18 protein-coding genes and 1 pseudogene are annotated in these 16,189 nt (G+C 58.8%); 8 read left to right on the top strand and 11 right to left on the bottom strand.

What is annotated here, in order from left to right; genetic code table 11:
* Positions 1-41: 41 nt before the first annotated feature.
* The gene (locus tag HX866_RS02765; RefSeq protein WP_177099742.1) at positions 42-1,127 is read right to left on the bottom strand and encodes a type I restriction endonuclease; all 1,086 of its coding nucleotides are present in this window, start codon (positions 1,125-1,127) and stop codon (positions 42-44) included.
* A 455-nt stretch (positions 1,128-1,582) separates the two neighbouring features.
* On the opposite strand from HX866_RS02765, the gene HX866_RS02760 reads away from it, so the two are divergent.
* Complete coding sequence (locus tag HX866_RS02760; RefSeq protein WP_177099740.1) at positions 1,583-1,918, top strand: DUF6124 family protein; 336 nt, start codon at positions 1,583-1,585, stop codon at positions 1,916-1,918.
* 282 nt (positions 1,919-2,200) lie between these two features.
* Positions 2,201-2,746, top strand: coding sequence for a hypothetical protein (locus HX866_RS02755; RefSeq protein WP_177137933.1), 546 nt, complete (start codon positions 2,201-2,203; stop codon positions 2,744-2,746).
* 34 nt (positions 2,747-2,780) lie between these two features.
* Here the strand turns inward: HX866_RS02755 and HX866_RS02750 are convergent, their stop codons facing one another.
* On the bottom strand, positions 2,781-3,416 hold the full coding sequence (locus HX866_RS02750; protein ID WP_177100525.1) for a hypothetical protein: 636 nt from the start codon (positions 3,414-3,416) through the stop codon (positions 2,781-2,783).
* A 354-nt stretch (positions 3,417-3,770) separates the two neighbouring features.
* Here HX866_RS02750 and HX866_RS02745 point away from each other — a divergent pair, with 354 nt between their 5' ends.
* The gene (locus tag HX866_RS02745) at positions 3,771-4,634 is read left to right on the top strand and encodes a LysR family transcriptional regulator (RefSeq protein ID WP_177137930.1); all 864 of its coding nucleotides are present in this window, start codon (positions 3,771-3,773) and stop codon (positions 4,632-4,634) included.
* On the opposite strand, the gene HX866_RS02740 is transcribed toward HX866_RS02745, so the two are convergent.
* The 8 genes and pseudogenes from HX866_RS02740 to HX866_RS02705 form a co-directional block, all read right to left on the bottom strand.
* Positions 4,610-5,386 (bottom strand): HPP family protein, encoded by a 777-nt coding sequence (locus HX866_RS02740; RefSeq protein WP_177137929.1) that lies wholly within the window; start codon positions 5,384-5,386, stop codon positions 4,610-4,612. The genes HX866_RS02745 and HX866_RS02740 overlap by 25 nt on opposite strands.
* Positions 5,387-5,612: 226 nt before the next feature.
* A complete protein-coding gene (locus HX866_RS02735; protein ID WP_177137926.1) occupies positions 5,613-6,077 on the bottom strand; it encodes a hypothetical protein in 465 nt (154 codons plus the stop codon).
* A 105-nt stretch (positions 6,078-6,182) separates the two neighbouring features.
* Entirely contained in the window at positions 6,183-7,460 is a 1,278-nt protein-coding gene (locus tag HX866_RS02730; RefSeq protein WP_177092839.1) for a GGDEF domain-containing protein, read from the bottom strand.
* 82 nt (positions 7,461-7,542) lie between these two features.
* Positions 7,543-7,733: pseudogene (locus HX866_RS02725) on the bottom strand (LysE family translocator); the annotation flags it as partial.
* 14 nt (positions 7,734-7,747) lie between these two features.
* Entirely contained in the window at positions 7,748-8,905 is a 1,158-nt protein-coding gene (locus tag HX866_RS02720) for a phospholipase D-like domain-containing protein (protein ID WP_177092840.1), read from the bottom strand.
* 1 nt (position 8,906) lies between these two features.
* The gene (locus HX866_RS02715; RefSeq protein WP_177099728.1) at positions 8,907-9,485 is read right to left on the bottom strand and encodes a YceI family protein; all 579 of its coding nucleotides are present in this window, start codon (positions 9,483-9,485) and stop codon (positions 8,907-8,909) included.
* A 64-nt stretch (positions 9,486-9,549) separates the two neighbouring features.
* A complete protein-coding gene (locus HX866_RS02710) occupies positions 9,550-9,879 on the bottom strand; it encodes an amidase (RefSeq protein WP_177137924.1) in 330 nt (109 codons plus the stop codon).
* A complete protein-coding gene (locus tag HX866_RS02705; protein ID WP_177137922.1) occupies positions 9,876-10,976 on the bottom strand; it encodes a serine hydrolase domain-containing protein in 1,101 nt (366 codons plus the stop codon). The genes HX866_RS02710 and HX866_RS02705 overlap by 4 nt, the downstream gene beginning before the upstream one ends.
* A 222-nt stretch (positions 10,977-11,198) precedes the next feature.
* Here HX866_RS02705 and olsB point away from each other — a divergent pair, with 222 nt between their 5' ends.
* Both olsB and HX866_RS02695 read left to right on the top strand, forming a co-directional pair.
* Positions 11,199-11,954, top strand: coding sequence for an L-ornithine N(alpha)-acyltransferase (gene olsB / locus HX866_RS02700; RefSeq protein ID WP_177092844.1), 756 nt, complete (start codon positions 11,199-11,201; stop codon positions 11,952-11,954).
* Positions 11,954-12,778 (top strand): lysophospholipid acyltransferase family protein, encoded by an 825-nt coding sequence (locus HX866_RS02695; protein WP_177137920.1) that lies wholly within the window; start codon positions 11,954-11,956, stop codon positions 12,776-12,778. Before olsB ends, HX866_RS02695 begins: the two co-directional genes overlap by 1 nt.
* An 88-nt stretch (positions 12,779-12,866) precedes the next feature.
* On the opposite strand, the gene HX866_RS02690 is transcribed toward HX866_RS02695, so the two are convergent.
* A complete protein-coding gene (locus HX866_RS02690) occupies positions 12,867-13,448 on the bottom strand; it encodes an acyl carrier protein phosphodiesterase (RefSeq protein WP_177092846.1) in 582 nt (193 codons plus the stop codon).
* Positions 13,449-13,604: 156 nt separating this feature from the next.
* Between HX866_RS02690 and HX866_RS02685 the strand changes: the two genes are divergently transcribed.
* Genes HX866_RS02685 through HX866_RS02675 form a run of 3 tightly spaced genes read left to right on the top strand, consistent with a single transcriptional unit; the run spans position 13,605 to position 16,177 of the window.
* Complete coding sequence (locus tag HX866_RS02685; RefSeq protein ID WP_177092847.1) at positions 13,605-13,907, top strand: ArsR/SmtB family transcription factor; 303 nt, start codon at positions 13,605-13,607, stop codon at positions 13,905-13,907.
* Between the two features lie 16 nt (positions 13,908-13,923).
* Entirely contained in the window at positions 13,924-15,090 is a 1,167-nt protein-coding gene (locus HX866_RS02680) for an MFS transporter (protein ID WP_177092848.1), read from the top strand.
* 37 nt (positions 15,091-15,127) lie between these two features.
* Positions 15,128-16,177 carry an alkene reductase gene (locus tag HX866_RS02675; protein ID WP_177092849.1) on the top strand — a complete coding sequence of 350 codons (1,050 nt, stop codon included), beginning with the start codon at positions 15,128-15,130 and terminating at the stop codon, positions 16,175-16,177.
* The last annotated feature ends 12 nt before the right edge of the window (positions 16,178-16,189 follow it).

Below are 16,189 nucleotides of genomic sequence, written 5' to 3'. Positions count from 1 at the left end.
ACGTTAGTAAATGATTATGCCGAACCAGCAGAGCAATACCGTCACATATAATATCCTACCGTTTTCTTCAAGCGGTCCGAGTACTCATAAATATCGTCCACCGAGTTGATCGGGTGCCGTGTCTCGTTCTTTTCTTCGTCAAAAATCCCTATATATTTCTGTGAACGATTAAAATGCAGACGGCAAATCGGCTTACGATTGTTATCATCCAGCAGGATACCGAAGTAGCTCTGGGTGTCCCGTTGCACGATACGTTTCGCATCAACGACAGAACGCACCATGGCACGAACAATGTGATACCCCTCCAGTTCCTCCAATGTCGTCAGAACTTTAGCTTCCGAGTCGACATCATCAACTGTGCTGCTTACGCCCTCCGTAGCAACAGGAAGCGAACTGACCGTCGGTTGAAGCGCACCGCTCATTGCGGACTTGAGACGATCATTGATTTGGTCATTGAGAAACTGCGCTAACGCCTTTCTGGTCAACTCATAAAACTGCTCGCGTACCTTTTGGGTTATGACTCCATCGTAAACTCGACTTGCAAAGACTTTGACAAAATCGTCATCGGGCTTGCTGACTTGAGAGGCGATAACCTTCTTGATCTGACTGACATACTTCAGCTCTCCTGCGGCATTGATGATCGAATCCACATCGAAAGCTGATTTCGTCAACTTGGTCAGCTCTGGTACCGAGTACTCGTCGATGTCCAGTAAGTCGAGCTCCAGAAAAGGCTTCTCGTCCATCTTGTTAGGGGCATCAAGGTCAGTGAAAAATTTATAGACTTGGCCGTTGGTCAGGATCGAAATCCGAGCACTGGTGACATGAAAATAGCGAAATAATTGAGAGGCGTGGTTGAGATTGAGTGACTCGCCAATTTTTTTGCACTCAATCAGAATCTGGACCTCACCGTCCTTCATGATAGCGTAATCAATCTTTTCACCTTTCTTCGTCCCCACATCGCAGACAAATTCTGGTGTCACCTCCTGCGGATCAAAAACATCGTAGCCTAGAACAGTATTGATAAAGGGCATGACGAAGGCGTTTTTGGTCGCCTCTTCCGTCTGAATAGCAGCGCTTTGAAGACGCACTTTGGCGGCGAGACTGGCGAGCTTTTCAAAAAATTCCATGAACGACCTCTGACCTGTTCAGATCCATTGACGAGAATGATGGCAAAGTGACCGTTCTTGAGAGTAGACATAAAACAGCACAAAGAAAGGCGCCTCCCGAAACGGAGACAGCGTCCTGAGTGATTTTGCCGAGCCAGCAGGACAACTCTCTTTCCATTGACTGAAATTTCCTAGAAAATCCAACCCGCTTGCGCCTGCCGATACCAGTGGCTAGTCTTCGATTCGTCACTGCCAAATCAGTGACCGGGTTTAGTCGCCCAGGCAGTCGTTAGGCCCATGCGCCACCTTCCACCAGGTGTTTTTTTACGCCTGTGTTTTATGGTGGCTGTGCGCAGGGCACCCTCGGGTGCGCCGGGTTCCTAACGCTCCGGTCGACTAACCTGCGTACAGCTGCCACTCCATTCGTTTAGTCGCGAAAGCTGGTAGCTCCCATTGATGCGTTAGGAGTTACTGTCATGTACAAAGTCACACCCAACCCGCCGCGTTCACTCAACGCAGAAACCATCGATCCCAAAGCCGCCGACCGTGCCTTGTCTCACTACCTGCCGCAAGACAATCCACCGGAACGATCCAACATCACCGCAAAACGCGGCGGATCTCAAAGTCGCGAAGAAACCCTGATCAACGCCAGTTCGATCCTGGACTCCGCTGCCGCCACGGCCTACGAAAACGCCAACAACCTCACCGCCCCCCATCGCAAGGTAGCAATGGGCGTGGTGCATTTGATCGAACTGGCTCAACGGCAGATGGACTCGTTGCTGGAAGAAGAATCGCCATCAGTAACAAACTGACAGGTACGCAATTTAAGGTTTTTTTGTAGGAGCGAGCTTGCTCGCGATGGACCTGAGAGCGCCGCATTTACCCAGCAAACGCTGCGTTATCGTTAACGTCCATGGCGAGCAATCGAGCGTCGACCGGCTGCTCCTACAAGAGCCCGTATTCGCTTAACTGACTGGCATCAGGAACACAGCCCCCCTTTCCTTCCTTTTTTCAGATCAAAGCCGCAACACAGTTGATAGCTATAGGCCATCTAACGATAATCCGGCCTCCCGTCACTCACGCAAGGATATGCCGTGAAAAAGTCCCTTCTGTTGGTCCCATTGCTCGCCCTGCTGCTGCAAGGTTGTGGTGTAACCATGACGCGTTATGAGCCGAGTTACGAGAACGTCCAACAGCTCAAGCAGACCCCACCGCTGCAATCGATCAGCAATGCCCAGGTGACGGCGGCCCCTGGCCAGGACTCGCTGACGGTTCGGGCCAATTCGATCCGCTCGCCGAGTGGCAGCATCCCCCTGCATATTCAACAGGCCATCAACGAAGAGCTGCGCAAAGCCGGCCTGCTGGATCCGCAAGCGGAGCGGCACCTGAATGTATTGCTGGTCAAGAATGAGCTGACGGCCGGAGCCAGTAGCGGTACCGGCCAACTCTCTGCCCGCTTTACCCTGCTCAAGGGCAATGAGGTGGTCTACGACGCGACCAAAGATGTGAACCACGAGTGGAACAGCAGTTTTATCGGAGCTATTGCGATTCCGAACGCCGCTAATGCCTACAACCCGATGGTCCGTGATTTGCTGAAGTCCTTGTACAGCGACCCACAATTCATCCAGGCCCTTAAGTAAGAGTAAAAAGGGCCGCTATGCGGCCCTTTGTTTATCAGGCCCGTGGTACGCCTGAGTCGAGTGCCGAGTATTTCAGGCTATTGCTCTCGACCATTTGCTTGAGCAGCGCATTGACCTGGCGGCTGAAAGTGTCATTGATGGCCGCTTTTGGGGTGTTGCCCATCAAAGGCACAAACCAGATCCCCATCCAGGTATTGATCGAGTCATGGTTACTGCCATTGCTGATTGCTGCCCCTTGTTGGTCAACCGCCTCGAGACTCATGGTGTATTGATCGGTGGCGATCGCCGGGATGATCATGAGGCTGAGACCACTGATAAAGCCCATGACCATTGCACCACCACCCGCTGGATGGTTGTACACCTTGAGGTGCAAGTTGTAATCACCAGGCTGCTTCTGGAACTCATCCAGCGTGACCCGACCAAAGAGCCCGGAATCGTTCAGCACTTTTTGCAACTCAGGCTTGAGCATGTCGCGTGCTTGCGGAACTTCAACGGCTGAAGGGCTTTTTGGCACGCCCTGGTAGAACTTGAAGTCCACATAGACATTCGGCTTGTTCGAATAGCTCGACATCGAGGGCAGTTTCACCGGAGCGACTTCGTCCTTGGTGAAGCTTGCGCAACCACTCAGCCCGAGCATCAGAGCCAAGCCCAGAATTTTTCCCATTTGCATGACAACTTCCTTAATTGATGGCATAGCGCCTCCATGGCCGGAGCGCCGGGCGAATTCTAGAGAGCCGCCAGTAATAACAAAAGGCCATACCCTAGAAAGATGACTGAAAATCGGAAAAGGCTGAAAGAAGATAGCCACCATGCGACAACCGCGCCGCGCACCCAGCCTGCAAGGCGGTCCTGAGTGGGTTCGAAGCCCAGGTCAAGAACGGAATTGCCTGAAGTGAACACCCGTTATCCGGAGTGCATCATGGTCTGGCAAGCACAGGCCGTAGCGCTGAAAAAGCACGCCCTGACTGAGCTTTACAAGGCCTGCCTTCGCATGGCTCCATAACGTATTTCCTGGCGCATAAGCATGGATATCGAGCTGGCTAAAACTTTCCTGGAAATCGTCAGATGCGGCAGCTTGATTGCCGCCGCGGAGCGCTTGCATGTCACCCAGACAGCGATCACCGCCCGCGTGCAAAAATTGGAAAGCAGCCTCAACAGCAAATTATTTGTGCGCAACAGAGCAGGCGCCAAACTGACGGCGGACGGCGAAGCCTTCGTTGTTTATGCCAATCAGCTGGTTCAAACCTGGGAAGCCGCCGTCAGGGATTTACCCCTGCCCGAAGGCTTCCACAAGATCTTGCACATCGGCGGTGAAGTCAGCCTGTGCAACCCACTGATCCTGGACTGGGTTCGCGAAATCCAGAAAGCCGTACCGACCCATGCAATCAAGACCGAGATAAGAGATGGGTCAATGCTGTTGCGGCAACTGGAGCTGGGCCTTTTGGATGCCGCTCTGGTTTATCAGCCGACGTATTGGCCTGATTTGCAGGTCGAAAAGATTCTCGAAGAGAAACTGATCCTGGTCCGCTTGATCGCCAAACCGGACCCTTATGTCTACATCGATTGGGGCGACGGTTTTCGGCAATCCCATGATGCCGCATTACCGGAAAAGGCCAAGGCGGCGCTGTCCTTCAACCTGGGCCCCGTGGCGCTGCAATATATCCTCGACAACGGCGGATCAGGCTACTTCAGAACCCGTGTCGTGCAGTCCTATATTGAAAGCGGGATTCTTGAACGCGTCAGCTCCGCCCCGGAGTTCAGCTACCCGACTTTCCTGGTCTATTCTCGTAGCCGATCATCAGCCGAACTACAGCTTGCGATAAGGCTATTGAAAGATATTGTCACTCGGGACAACGACTGGTCTCAACGCTGGGATCCGCTGATCTGACCGGGCTCCCTGACAGCCTCCTTCGACGCGATCCGGGACGCCTGGATATCACCCATACGTCGTCTTGAAGCGTGCATTTCAGTGGAACGAATGATTCTTTCCAGGTCTTCTCTTGTCACGTCAACAAATCCCTCAACCTCCGCCAAAGCAGCATCAAGGTCATCACTATTAAAACTTGCCCTCTCGAACGGAGAGATATTTTGCGCTTGGCTGATCTCCGTGGCGGGGTTGATATGGGCTTTGGGATAGCGCACGCCTGTCAGATTATTAAATACCAATGCACATCCCAGGAGCATTCCGGCATTGAGCATGACGGGATAAAAAACGGATAGCCCCAAGGGTGCCAAATCGGTTTGAGACAGGACCACACAGAGCGCCATGGCACCACCGGGAGGGTGCAGGCAGCGAAGAATACACATACCACCAATGGCCAATCCCACCGCGACACCGGCGCTTAAAAAAGAATGGCCGAGTAGCGACACGGCTATCAGCGCCGCCACCGTCGCGACAAAATAACTGCCGACTATCGACCAGGGCTGAGCCAACGCTCCCGTAGAAACAGCGAACAATAAAACAGCGGAGGCACCTACCGGGCCGACAAGGTGAAGCGTCAGCTCCAGCCCATAAAAGTATTGGCATACCCAGGCCGTAACAAGAACACCTGCACACGCCCCCATAGACGCGCGCAGCCATTCTCCAGGCCTTGTATTGAGTGGCGCCGGATAAAAACTCGACAAAATAGACTTGATCATTTTTTACGTTCAATAAAAAGGCTCATTAATAGTAATGAGCCTGTGTACCGGGGGAGGCACGAAAAAGAGCGTTCTTGAAATCAGACCCGTATTTTGGCAACACCGGACACCGCTGACAAACTCATAATATTGCTATTTGAATTCATTTTTTTTGATATCAAAATCCCCATCATTTTTCGAGCAGACACCTACAGCCCCCGGCACTCTCGAGGTCAGAACCAAGCCATTAATTAGCGCCGCCCCCTCCCTGCAACTTCAACGCCTTAATCAACGCACCGTTCAGAGCGGCCAGCGATCCGTACAGAGCCGACAACTCACCATTCAGGGCGTTGACCTGCGCAGCCTTCTGCTCCGGACTCATATTATGGTTCGCCTGAAGCTGCTGCAGCTCGGCCTGTTTCTGGGCGATCATCTTCTGCAACAGCTCGATCTGCTTGCGCAGTTGCTTGATGTTATCCGGCTCCGAGGAGGCCGCCTGGGCAGCGTTGGACGCATTGATCCCGGCACCGGACAGGTTGACCTTGACCCCGGATGAGCTTTCATCTTTGGTCTTGCTGTCTTGATCGGTATTGGCGGGCTTCGCAATTTTGGTCTTGCTGACTGTATCGGTATCGGTGGACTTCGCAGTACCGAGCGAGGAGGACGCGACGGCATTAGGCGCATTGATGGTAACGCTGCTGATGGAAACCATGACCAAAACTCACTCAGGGAATATGTCTCCCTGACATCGGCCTGGAACCACCGAACTTTAGCGATATTGTACAAGCACAGATACAAATACCTACAATCGCCTCTGTCAGTGCGTCACCACCCCCCGCTTGACCCCATACATGGCCTCATCCGCATGCTTGAACAGTTGCTGCGCCTCTTGGCCATTTTCCGGATACAGCGCAATCCCGATACTGGCCACGACGATCAGACCACAATCCTCCCATTGCACGGGCTCGCCCAGCAGTCTGCGGACCTTGTCGGCCACTCGGTTCGCATGCTCCGGTTGCTGCAAATACTCCAGCAGAATAACGAACTCGTCACCACCGATACGCGCCACGGTGTCGGTATCCCGGACACATCGTTGCAGACGCCGAGCCACTTCCTGCAGGAGCAGATCGCCCACCGCATGCCCAAAGCTGTCGTTGACCTGCTTGAATTTGTCCAGATCGACATAAAGCAACGCCAGTAGCCCACCCTCTCGCTGAGCCCGAACCAAGGCGGCCTTCAGGCGTTCCTGCAGGAAACCCCGGTTGGGCAGGTGAGTCAGTTGGTCGTAGCGCGCCATGTACTCCAGTCGCGCATGCAATTGCTTGCGCTCGATAGCCGCCGCGACCTGCGCCGAAACGAATTGCAGCAGTTCCTGATCATGTTCGGTATAGCGCTCGCCGCCGCTGCTTTTCACCAGCAGCGCACCAATGGTGCCGTTCTGGGAGTTCAGCGGTACGCCCAGGCAGGAGGGCGCGCCTTCAATGTTCAACAACAATGGCTGGCCGCTACGTACGACCTCGGCACAATGACCGTCGACACTGTGCGGCTCACGCCGATCGTCAATGAGGTAGGGGAAACTCAGTTGGTCACGCGCCTGATCGTACAGCGCCACGCCGAAGTTTTCCGCCGGCAGCCATTCACCGATGATCTGATGCACCCGCTGGAACAGCGCCAGCAGGTCCTCCGTAGCGTGGGCGGCTTCGGAAATCGCGTAGAGCGCCGCCTGCCGGGACTCCGCCAGTTTGCGCTCGGTGACGTCCCGGGCCACGGCGATGCGCAACTGGTCGACTTCGGACCAGCGTGCCGACCACATGATGTGTACCACCTGGCCGTCCTTGCGCACGTAGCGGTTTTCAAAATATGGCTTGGGCTGGCCGCCCATGATTTCGCTGGCCGCCATCAAGGTGCGCTCCCGGTCGGCCGGAAGCACCAGGTCGATCATCGGCGTGCCAATCAGTTCGTCCTGGGTGTAACCAAAAACCCGCTCGCAGGCGGCGCTGACAAAGACGAATCGCCCTTCAACATCCACCGCGCACACGGCGTCCATCAGCAAGTCGATAAAGCTGGCCAGCGGTGTGACAGTCTTGGATTCCATCAGAAAGAGATCGCCCAAAAAAAGTAAGCGTCAACGTCTATCCATGGAAATACCGGCCTCCTGCCCTCCCCTTGCAGCAGATTCAAGCCTTGTTCGGCATCAACCCCAGCAACGCATGGACCTGCGCGTTGACGGCAAAGCCGATAAACATCACGCCACATAAGCGCGTGATTATCAACTCGTACCGCTGGTAAAACGCTCTGACCCGACGAGCGCCGACAACACCAAGAGAATAGCGTATGCCACGACACAGCCCAGAAAACTGAGAAAAATTGGATCGGAGCCTATCAACCCCGTCTATTCAGCGCATTGACGACCAGCCGATCGACCCACCCCCACAACCGCTGCTTGGCGCGCTGCCACAGCGGCCGCGCCTTCCAGTCCTGCAGGCTGACCGACTGGCTGAGGGCGAAGTCATTGAGGAAACTGCTCTCCACCGCCCGGGTCAACGACGGATCGAGGGCTTCGAGATTGGCCTCCAGATTGAAACGCAGGTTCCAATGATCGAAATTGCACGAACCGATACTGACCCAGTCATCGATCAGCACCATTTTCAAATGCAGGAAACACGGCTGGTACTCGAAAATCTGCACCCCGGCCTTGAGCAAGCGCGGGTAATACCGATGGCCAGCGTAACGCACCGACGGATGGTCGGTACGCGGCCCGGTCAACAGCAGGCGCACATCGATCCCCCGGCTGGCCGCCCGACGCAGGGAACGGCGGACTTTCCAGGTTGGCAGGAAATATGGCGTCGCCAGCCAGATGCGCTGCTTGCCGCTGTTCAGCCCGCGCACCAGGGAACGCAGGATATCCCGATGCTGGCGAGCGTCGGCATAGGCTACCCGGCCCAGGCCCTCCCCGGCCGGAGGAACCTTGGGCAGGCGTGGCAGGCCGAAGGGCGCCAGGGGTCTCCAGGCGGCACGTTGCTGGTTGGCCAGCCACTGACGGTCGAACAGCAACTGCCAGTCGAGCACCAGGGGGCCGCTGATTCGCACCATGACTTCATGCCATTCGAAGCGGTTTTCATCCGGCGTCCAGAACTCATCGGTAACGCCGGTCCCGCCGACCACCGCCACCGACTGGTCCACCAGCAGGAGCTTGCGGTGATCGCGGTAAAGGTTGCGTACCCAACGGCGCCAGCTCAGGCGATTGTAGAAGCGCAACTCGACCCCGGCCTCGATCAAGCGTCGACGCAGGCCCAGGGTAAAGGCCAGGCTGCCGTAATCATCGAATAGACAGCGCACCCGCACGCCACGTTCAGCCGCCTCGGCCAGCACTCGCACCATGGCCTCGGCACAGGCGCCGGCCTCCACCAGGTAAAGCTCCAGCTCCACCTGGCGCTCGGCGTGGGCAATCGCCTCAAACATCCGAGGAAAAAAACTCGGGCCATCGATGAGCAGCTCGAACACGTTGTCGGCGCGCCAAGGGAAGATCGCTCCGGCCATGTCAGCGCGCTGCGAAAATCAGTACCGCGCCCACCGGTACCGATAAACTGATGGCCGACAGACCGGCGGCCTTGCGTAGTGTCGCCAGCCCCGGCAGCAGGTCGAAGTCCTCGGCATGCAGCACCAGCGGTTCCAGAGTCACCACCTGGAAGCGTCGGTCATCGAGGCGGGTCGCCAGCAGCTCGGCGTTGTAGCTGTGCTCCTTGCCACGCAGTTTCACCACCAGCGGCAGACGCAACTCCAACTGCGCGCCAGGGGCCAGGTCACTGATGGGCTGGACATTGATCTGCGCGACAACCTGCGCCTCGGGCCAGGTCTTGATTTCGAACAGATCGCGACGCAAGCGCTCGTCACGCAGGGGAATACCGGTGCTGACCGACTCCAGTTCCACTTCCAGTGTGGCGACGCCTTGGCGGTCAATCTTGCCGTGCAAGGTCAGGAAGCGATGGACTTCGGAAATATCGGCGTTGTGGGTAGTAATGAATGACAGGCGTGAGGACTCATTGTCCAGGTACCAGTTGGCCTGGGCCGGCAGGGCGAGCACCCCGAGCAGGGCCAGAAATAGGCGGGACCGGTGCATGCAAGCTCCTGATTGAACGTAGGCACCACCTTACCCGCCCCGGATAGAGGTGGCAAACCACGGATCAGGGCTCCAACCGGCAACCTTCGCGCGGACCGAGCCAGACGGCGCTGCTGCTACGCCCCAGCCCCCGGGCAGTGACCCGATGCTGCTGGGGATCATCCTGGAAGTCGCTGATCGACACCGATTGTTTGACATAGCCCAGGCAATAGTCCGCCGGGTTGTTCATCACATAACGGCAGGAACAGTACTCCTTGGCGGTGTAGGCGCTGATGATCCCGGGAAAGGCCCGCAACGCCTGCCGCTCATGCCAGATCCAGGCGCCCACGGCCACCAGCAATATCAGCAGCAGGCTGACCAGCGGACGCCGACGCACAACGCCCCAGGCACTCATGGCGTCACCGTCGGCGCGAAAGCGGCCAGTGCCCGCTTGAGCAGCTCGTTGTGTCGATAGCTGCCGTCGCGGTCATCGCCGTAGCGCACGATGACCAGGTCCGAACTGGGAATCACGTACAACACCTGGCCCCAGTGCCCGAGGGCGGCGAAGGTGTCCGGCGGGGCATCTGGCCAAGGCTTGGCGGCGCCCTTGATCGAACGATTGAGCCACCACTGGCCACCACCCACGGCCTCATCCTGTCCCGGTTTGTAGCCGGCGAAGGGCCGCAGGTTGAAATTCACCCAGGCCCTGGGCAGCAATTGCCGCTCTCCCCAGCGTCCCTCGCGCTCCATCAGCAGACCGATCCGCGCCAGATCCCGAGCCGTCATATAAGCGTAGGACGAGGCGACGAAGGTGCCGCTGGCATCGCGCTCCCAGACCGCGCTGCGAATACCCAACGGGTCGAACAGCGCGGTCCAGGGATAGTTCGGATAACGCTTGGCCCCGACAATCCGGCGCAAGGCGGCGGACAGCACATTGCTGTCGCCGCTGGAATAACGGAAGGACTGCCCCGGCCGGTGGTACTCGCCATGGGCGGCGGTATAGCCGGCCATATCGGTGTGCCCCAGGGTGTAGAGCATCGCCACCACCGACGACTTCAACGGCGCGTATTCGTAGTCCTCCTGCCAGTCGATACCGGAGGACCAGTTCATCAAGTGTTCCAGGGTCACATTGGGATGCGCGCGCATGGGCCGGTAGAAGCGCGCCGCCGAATCATGCAGTTGGAACAGGCCTTGGCCGTAGGCCACGCCCAGCACGGTGGCCATCACACTTTTGCTGACGGACCAGGTGAGGTGCGGGGTATTGACGTGGGTGGGACCGGCATAACGCTCATAGATGATCTCGCCGTGGCGGATCACCAGCAGCGCATCGGTGCGGACACCTTTGCGCGAGTTATCGTCGCGCGGGGGAAACGCGTAGGACTCCAGGGCTTCAAGCGCCGGACCGGACACCTGCGGCCCCAGGGACCAGTCTTCGCCCGGCCAGACCTCGGCACGGGCAGTGACGCTTAACGCCAACAACAAGGCAGAGAAAAAGGTCGAACCCTTGGACATGGAGCCCGCTCGCAGAAATAGCCAGGCGCCAGCATAAGACCGTTTGATGACAATTCGGGTGCACGGACCCTGCGAGGTGAAACACAGGCCCGGAAACGCTCCCGAGGCCGTGTCATATAAGCATCACCAAAGCTTCATGGCGATGACACCGGGGCTAAATAGCCTGACTTTGCACAACAAAGTCGACTGGCCGCACCCCTGGCCGGCAACCGGAGACTCGTAATGACCCAGATCGCCCGCATCAGCGACACCGGCAGTGAACGCCGTCTGCAAGCCGAACGCCTGCTGGGCGCCACGGCATTGCAAGAAGCCCAGGCCTTGCGCTTCAACGTCTTCAGCGGCGAATTCAATGCCAAGCTCAAAGGCGCTGAACTGGGCCTGGACATGGATGATTATGATGTGCACTGCTCCCATATCGGCGTGCGCGACCTGAACACCGGCCGCCTGGTGGCCACCACCCGCCTGCTCGACCACAAGGCCGCCAACACCCTGGGCCGCTACTACAGCGAAGAAGAATTCAGCCTGCACGGCCTGGGTCATCTGCAAGGGCCGATCCTGGAAATCGGGCGTACCTGCGTCGACCCGGCCTACCGTAACGGCGGCACCATCGCCGTGCTCTGGGGCGAACTGGCCGAAGTCCTCAACGAAGGCGGCTACAGCTACCTGATGGGCTGCGCCAGCATCTCGATGCAGGACGGCGGCATCCAGGCCCAGGCCATCATGCAACGCCTGCGCGAACGTTACCTGTGCACCGAGCACCTGCGCGCCGAACCGAAAAAGCCGCTGCCGTCGCTGGATATTCCCGGCAACGTCATCGCCGAAATGCCGCCGCTGCTCAAGGCCTACATGCGCCTGGGCGCGAAGATCTGCGGCGAGCCGTGCTGGGACGAAGACTTCCAGGTGGCCGACGTGTTTATCCTGCTCAAGCGCGACGAGTTGTGCCCACGCTACGCACGGCACTTCAAGGCGGCCGTCTGATGAGCCGCCTGCGGGTGTACGCGCGGATTGCCCGGGTGCTGCTGGTGGTGGCGCTGGGCCTGAGCATGGCCAGTGTGTTCGGGGTGTTCGAACGCCTGAAAATCGCCAACTCCATGGTGCGGCGGCAACGCTGGTCACGCTTTTTCATGGCGCGCCTGAGCAATGCCCTGCCCTTTCGCGTGACCGTACGCGGCGAACTGCCCAGCCAGCCGATGTTGTGGGTCAGCAACCATGTGTCGTGGACCGATATCGCCCTGCTCGGCGGCCTGGCCCCGATGTCCTTTCTGTCCAAAGCCGAAGTCCGGACCTGGCCGGTGGCCGGGTGGCTGGCCGCGAAAGCCGGCAGCCTGTTTATCCGCCGAGGCTCGGGTGACAGTCAACTCATCCGCAAGCAGATGACCCGTCATCTGGAGCAGCAGCACCCGTTGCTGATGTTTCCGGAAGGCACCACCACCGATGGTCGTTCGCTGCGCACCTTCCACGGTCGCCTGCTGTCGGCGGCGATCGATGCGGATGTCGCGTTGCAACCGGTGGCCATTCGTTATCTGCGCGATGGCAAGCCCGACAGGCTGGCGCCGTTCATTGGCGATGACGATCTGCTCTCGCACCTGATGCGCCTGTTCTCCAATGATCAGGGCGATGTGGAAATCCAGATACTCGAACCAATTGCCTGCAATGGCCAGGAACGTGCGGCGCTGGCCTTCCAGGCGCAGCAGGCGGTGCAGATGGCGCTGTTCGGTGAAGTGGCTGAGGTGAAGCGTTCAACACCACGTCAGGCCGAAGCCGAAACCACCTCTTTGCAAGATATTGAAAACGCAGCATAACCCTGTAGGAGCCGGCTTGCCGGCGATAGCCATCTGATGGTCGACATCACAGTCGCCTGAAAAATCGCTATCGCCAGCAAGCCGGCTCCTACAGTGGATGGCATTCCTGCCGGGAAAACGCCTGCAACTCGGGATAGAACAGCCGAAAGTCCTCGCTCAACGGCTCGTACAACCCTTCCAGCTCATCCATCGCATGCGCCAGCTCCTCGGGCCGCGACAAACGCCGCGAAATCCCCCGCAACACCGGCCCCAGCACCTCGAAATCGCGGTAGGACCCCAACCAGTCATCCGCCGCCATATACGGCGCAATCTCGGCCAGGCGCCCCGGCAGGTTCGGCTCGCCTTCCAGAACGCGATAAACCTGGGCGGTAAAGCTGTCCAACTCGCCTTCGGCATAAAGCGCCCAGTCCCGCGCCAGGCAGTGATCGAAGAACACATCCAGGACAATCCCGGCATAACGCCGCCGCGTCTGGGAAAACCGCGACAAGGCGTGCCCCACCAAGGGGTGGCGATCGGTAAACACATCGATATGCCGATGCAGCTGGATCGCCGCTTCGATCGACGGGGTGAACTGCCCTTGCACGCGACCTTTGACGAAATCGCCATAGAGGCTGCCGAGCAGTTGTTCCGGGCGTTGGCCGCCCAGATGCAGGTGTGCGAGATAATTCATGAGCGACAGCTTAGCACCTCGCTGGCCCATATCGTTATAACCCGATATAGCGAATCACACGGAGATCAGATCAAAATCATATTGGTATATCGCGAAACACCAATATATATTTCGCCCCATCGCGATATAACGTTTTATCCACCCCGAGCAACGACCATGACCCTTGACCTCGACGAAATAATAAAAGCGCTGGCACACCCAGTACGCCGAGACATTCTCACCTGGCTGAAAGACCCGCAAAACCAGTTCCCCGACCAGCAGCACGGGCACACACACGGTGTCTGCGCCGGACAGATCGACCAACGCTGCGGCCTGTCGCAGTCCACCGTGTCCGCGCATCTGGCGACCTTGCAACGTGCTGGCTTGATCAGCAGCCAGAAAGTCGGTCAGTGGCACTTCTTCAAACGCAACGAGGAAACCATTCAGGAATTCCTCCGCATCATGAGCCAAGAGCTCTAACCAAGGATCGTACAAGATGCCCCTTTCATTGCTCATCCTGGCCCTCAGCGCTTTCGCTATCGGCACCACGGAGTTCGTCATCATGGGCCTGTTGCCCAATGTCGCGGCGGACCTCGGCGTGTCGATTCCCGGTGCCGGCTGGCTGGTGACCGGCTACGCCCTGGGCGTCGCGATCGGCGCACCGTTCATGGCCATGGCCACCGCCCGGCTGCCGCGCAAGGCCGCCCTGGTCGCACTGATGGGGATTTTTATCGTCGGCAACCTGCTGTGCGCCGTCGCCAGTGACTACAACGTATTGATGTTCGCCCGGATCGTCACCGCCCTGTGTCATGGTGCCTTCTTCGGCATCGGTTCGGTGGTTGCGGCCAATCTGGTGGCCCCGGACAAGCGTGCCTCGGCCGTGGCCCTGATGTTCACCGGCCTGACCCTGGCCAACGTACTCGGCGTTCCCCTGGGCACCGCACTGGGCCAACAGGCCGGCTGGCGCTCGACCTTCTGGGCAGTGACGGTGATCGGCGTAATCGCGCTGATCGGCCTGATCCGCTACCTGCCGGCCAAGCGTGACGAGGAAAAACTCGACATGCGCGCCGAACTGGCCGCGCTGAAGGGCGCCGGACTCTGGCTGTCCCTGAGCATGACCGCACTGTTCTCCGCCGCCGTGTTCGCCCTGTTCACCTACATCGCGCCGCTGCTCGGCGAGGTGACCGGCGTCTCACCACGGGGCGTGACCTGGACCCTGGTGCTGATGGGCCTGGGCCTGACCCTCGGCAACATCATCGGCGGCAAGCTGGCGGACAAGAACCTCGCCGCCACCCTGATCGGCGTGTTCATCTCCATGGCCGTGCTGGCCACCGTGCTGACCTGGAGCAGCCTGGTGCTGATCCCCGCCGAAATCACCCTGTTCCTCTGGGCAACGGCCTGCTTCGCCGCCGTACCGGCCCTGCAGATCAACGTGGTGACCTACGGCCAGGCCGCACCCAACCTGGTCTCGACCCTGAACATCGGCGCCTTCAACCTCGGCAACGCCCTCGGTGCCTGGGTCGGCGGCAGCGTCATCGCCCACGGCTTCGGCCTCACCAGCGTGCCCCTGGCCGCCGCGGCACTGGCGGTCCTCGCGCTGCTGGTCACCCTGATTACCTTTCGCCAGAGCGGTAACGACGAGCTGGCACCCGCTACCCACTGAATCCTGCAATTAACCGATAATCATGAGGGTTGTACACATGGCAACTATTTTCGATTCGATCAAACTCGGCGACCTGGAACTGCCCAACCGCATCATCATGGCCCCACTGACCCGCTGCCGCGCCGATGAAGGTCGTGTGCCCAACGCGTTGATGGCCGAGTACTACGTACAGCGCGCCTCCGCCGGCCTGATCATCAGCGAAGCCACTTCCGTGACGCCAATGGGCGTCGGCTACCCGGATACCCCGGGTATCTGGTCCAACGACCAAGTGCGTGGCTGGGCTAACGTGACCAAGGCCATCCACGCTGCTGGCGGGCGGATCTTCCTGCAACTGTGGCACGTGGGCCGGGTATCCCATCCTTCGTACCTGAACGGCGAACTGCCGGTCGCACCAAGCGCCGTCCAACCCAAGGGCCATGTCAGCCTGGTGCGCCCACTGTCGGACTACCCGACCCCACGCGCCCTGGAAACCGCTGAAATCGCCGATATCGTCGACGCCTACCGGGTCGGTGCGGAAAACGCCAAGGCCGCAGGTTTCGACGGCGTGGAAATCCACGGTGCCAACGGCTACCTGCTCGACCAGTTCCTGCAAAGCGGCACCAACCAGCGCACCGACAACTATGGTGGTTCCCTGGAAAACCGCGCACGCCTGCTGCTCGAAGTGACCGACGCCGTGGTCGAAGTCTGGGGCGCCGGCCGCGTCGGCATGCACCTGGCGCCACGCGCCGACTCCCACGACATGGGCGATGAAAACCTCTCGGAAACCTTCACCTACGTCGCTCGTGAGCTGGGCAAGCGCGGTATCGCGTTTATCTGCTCCCGCGAGAAAGAAGCCGGCGACAGCCTCGGTCCACAACTGAAGGCGGCGTTCGGCGGCCCTTACATCGCCAACGAACGCTTCACCAGGGACAGCGCCAACGCCTGGCTGTCCAGCGGCAAGGCCGATGCGGTGGCCTTCGGCGTGCCGTTCATCGCCAACCCGGACCTGCCAGCCCGCCTGAAGGCCGATGCGCCGTTGAACCCGGCGAATCCGGAAACCTTCTACGGCAAAGGCCCGGTCGGCTACATCGACTACCCGACGCTGTAAGCACTCCCCTGT

Source organism: Pseudomonas gingeri, from assembly GCF_013386165.1.
In the GTDB taxonomy this organism is placed as follows: domain Bacteria; phylum Pseudomonadota; class Gammaproteobacteria; order Pseudomonadales; family Pseudomonadaceae; genus Aquipseudomonas; species Aquipseudomonas gingeri_C.
The sequence above is the reverse complement of the archived record's forward strand: the minus strand, read 5'-3'. Positions and strand labels throughout refer to the sequence as shown.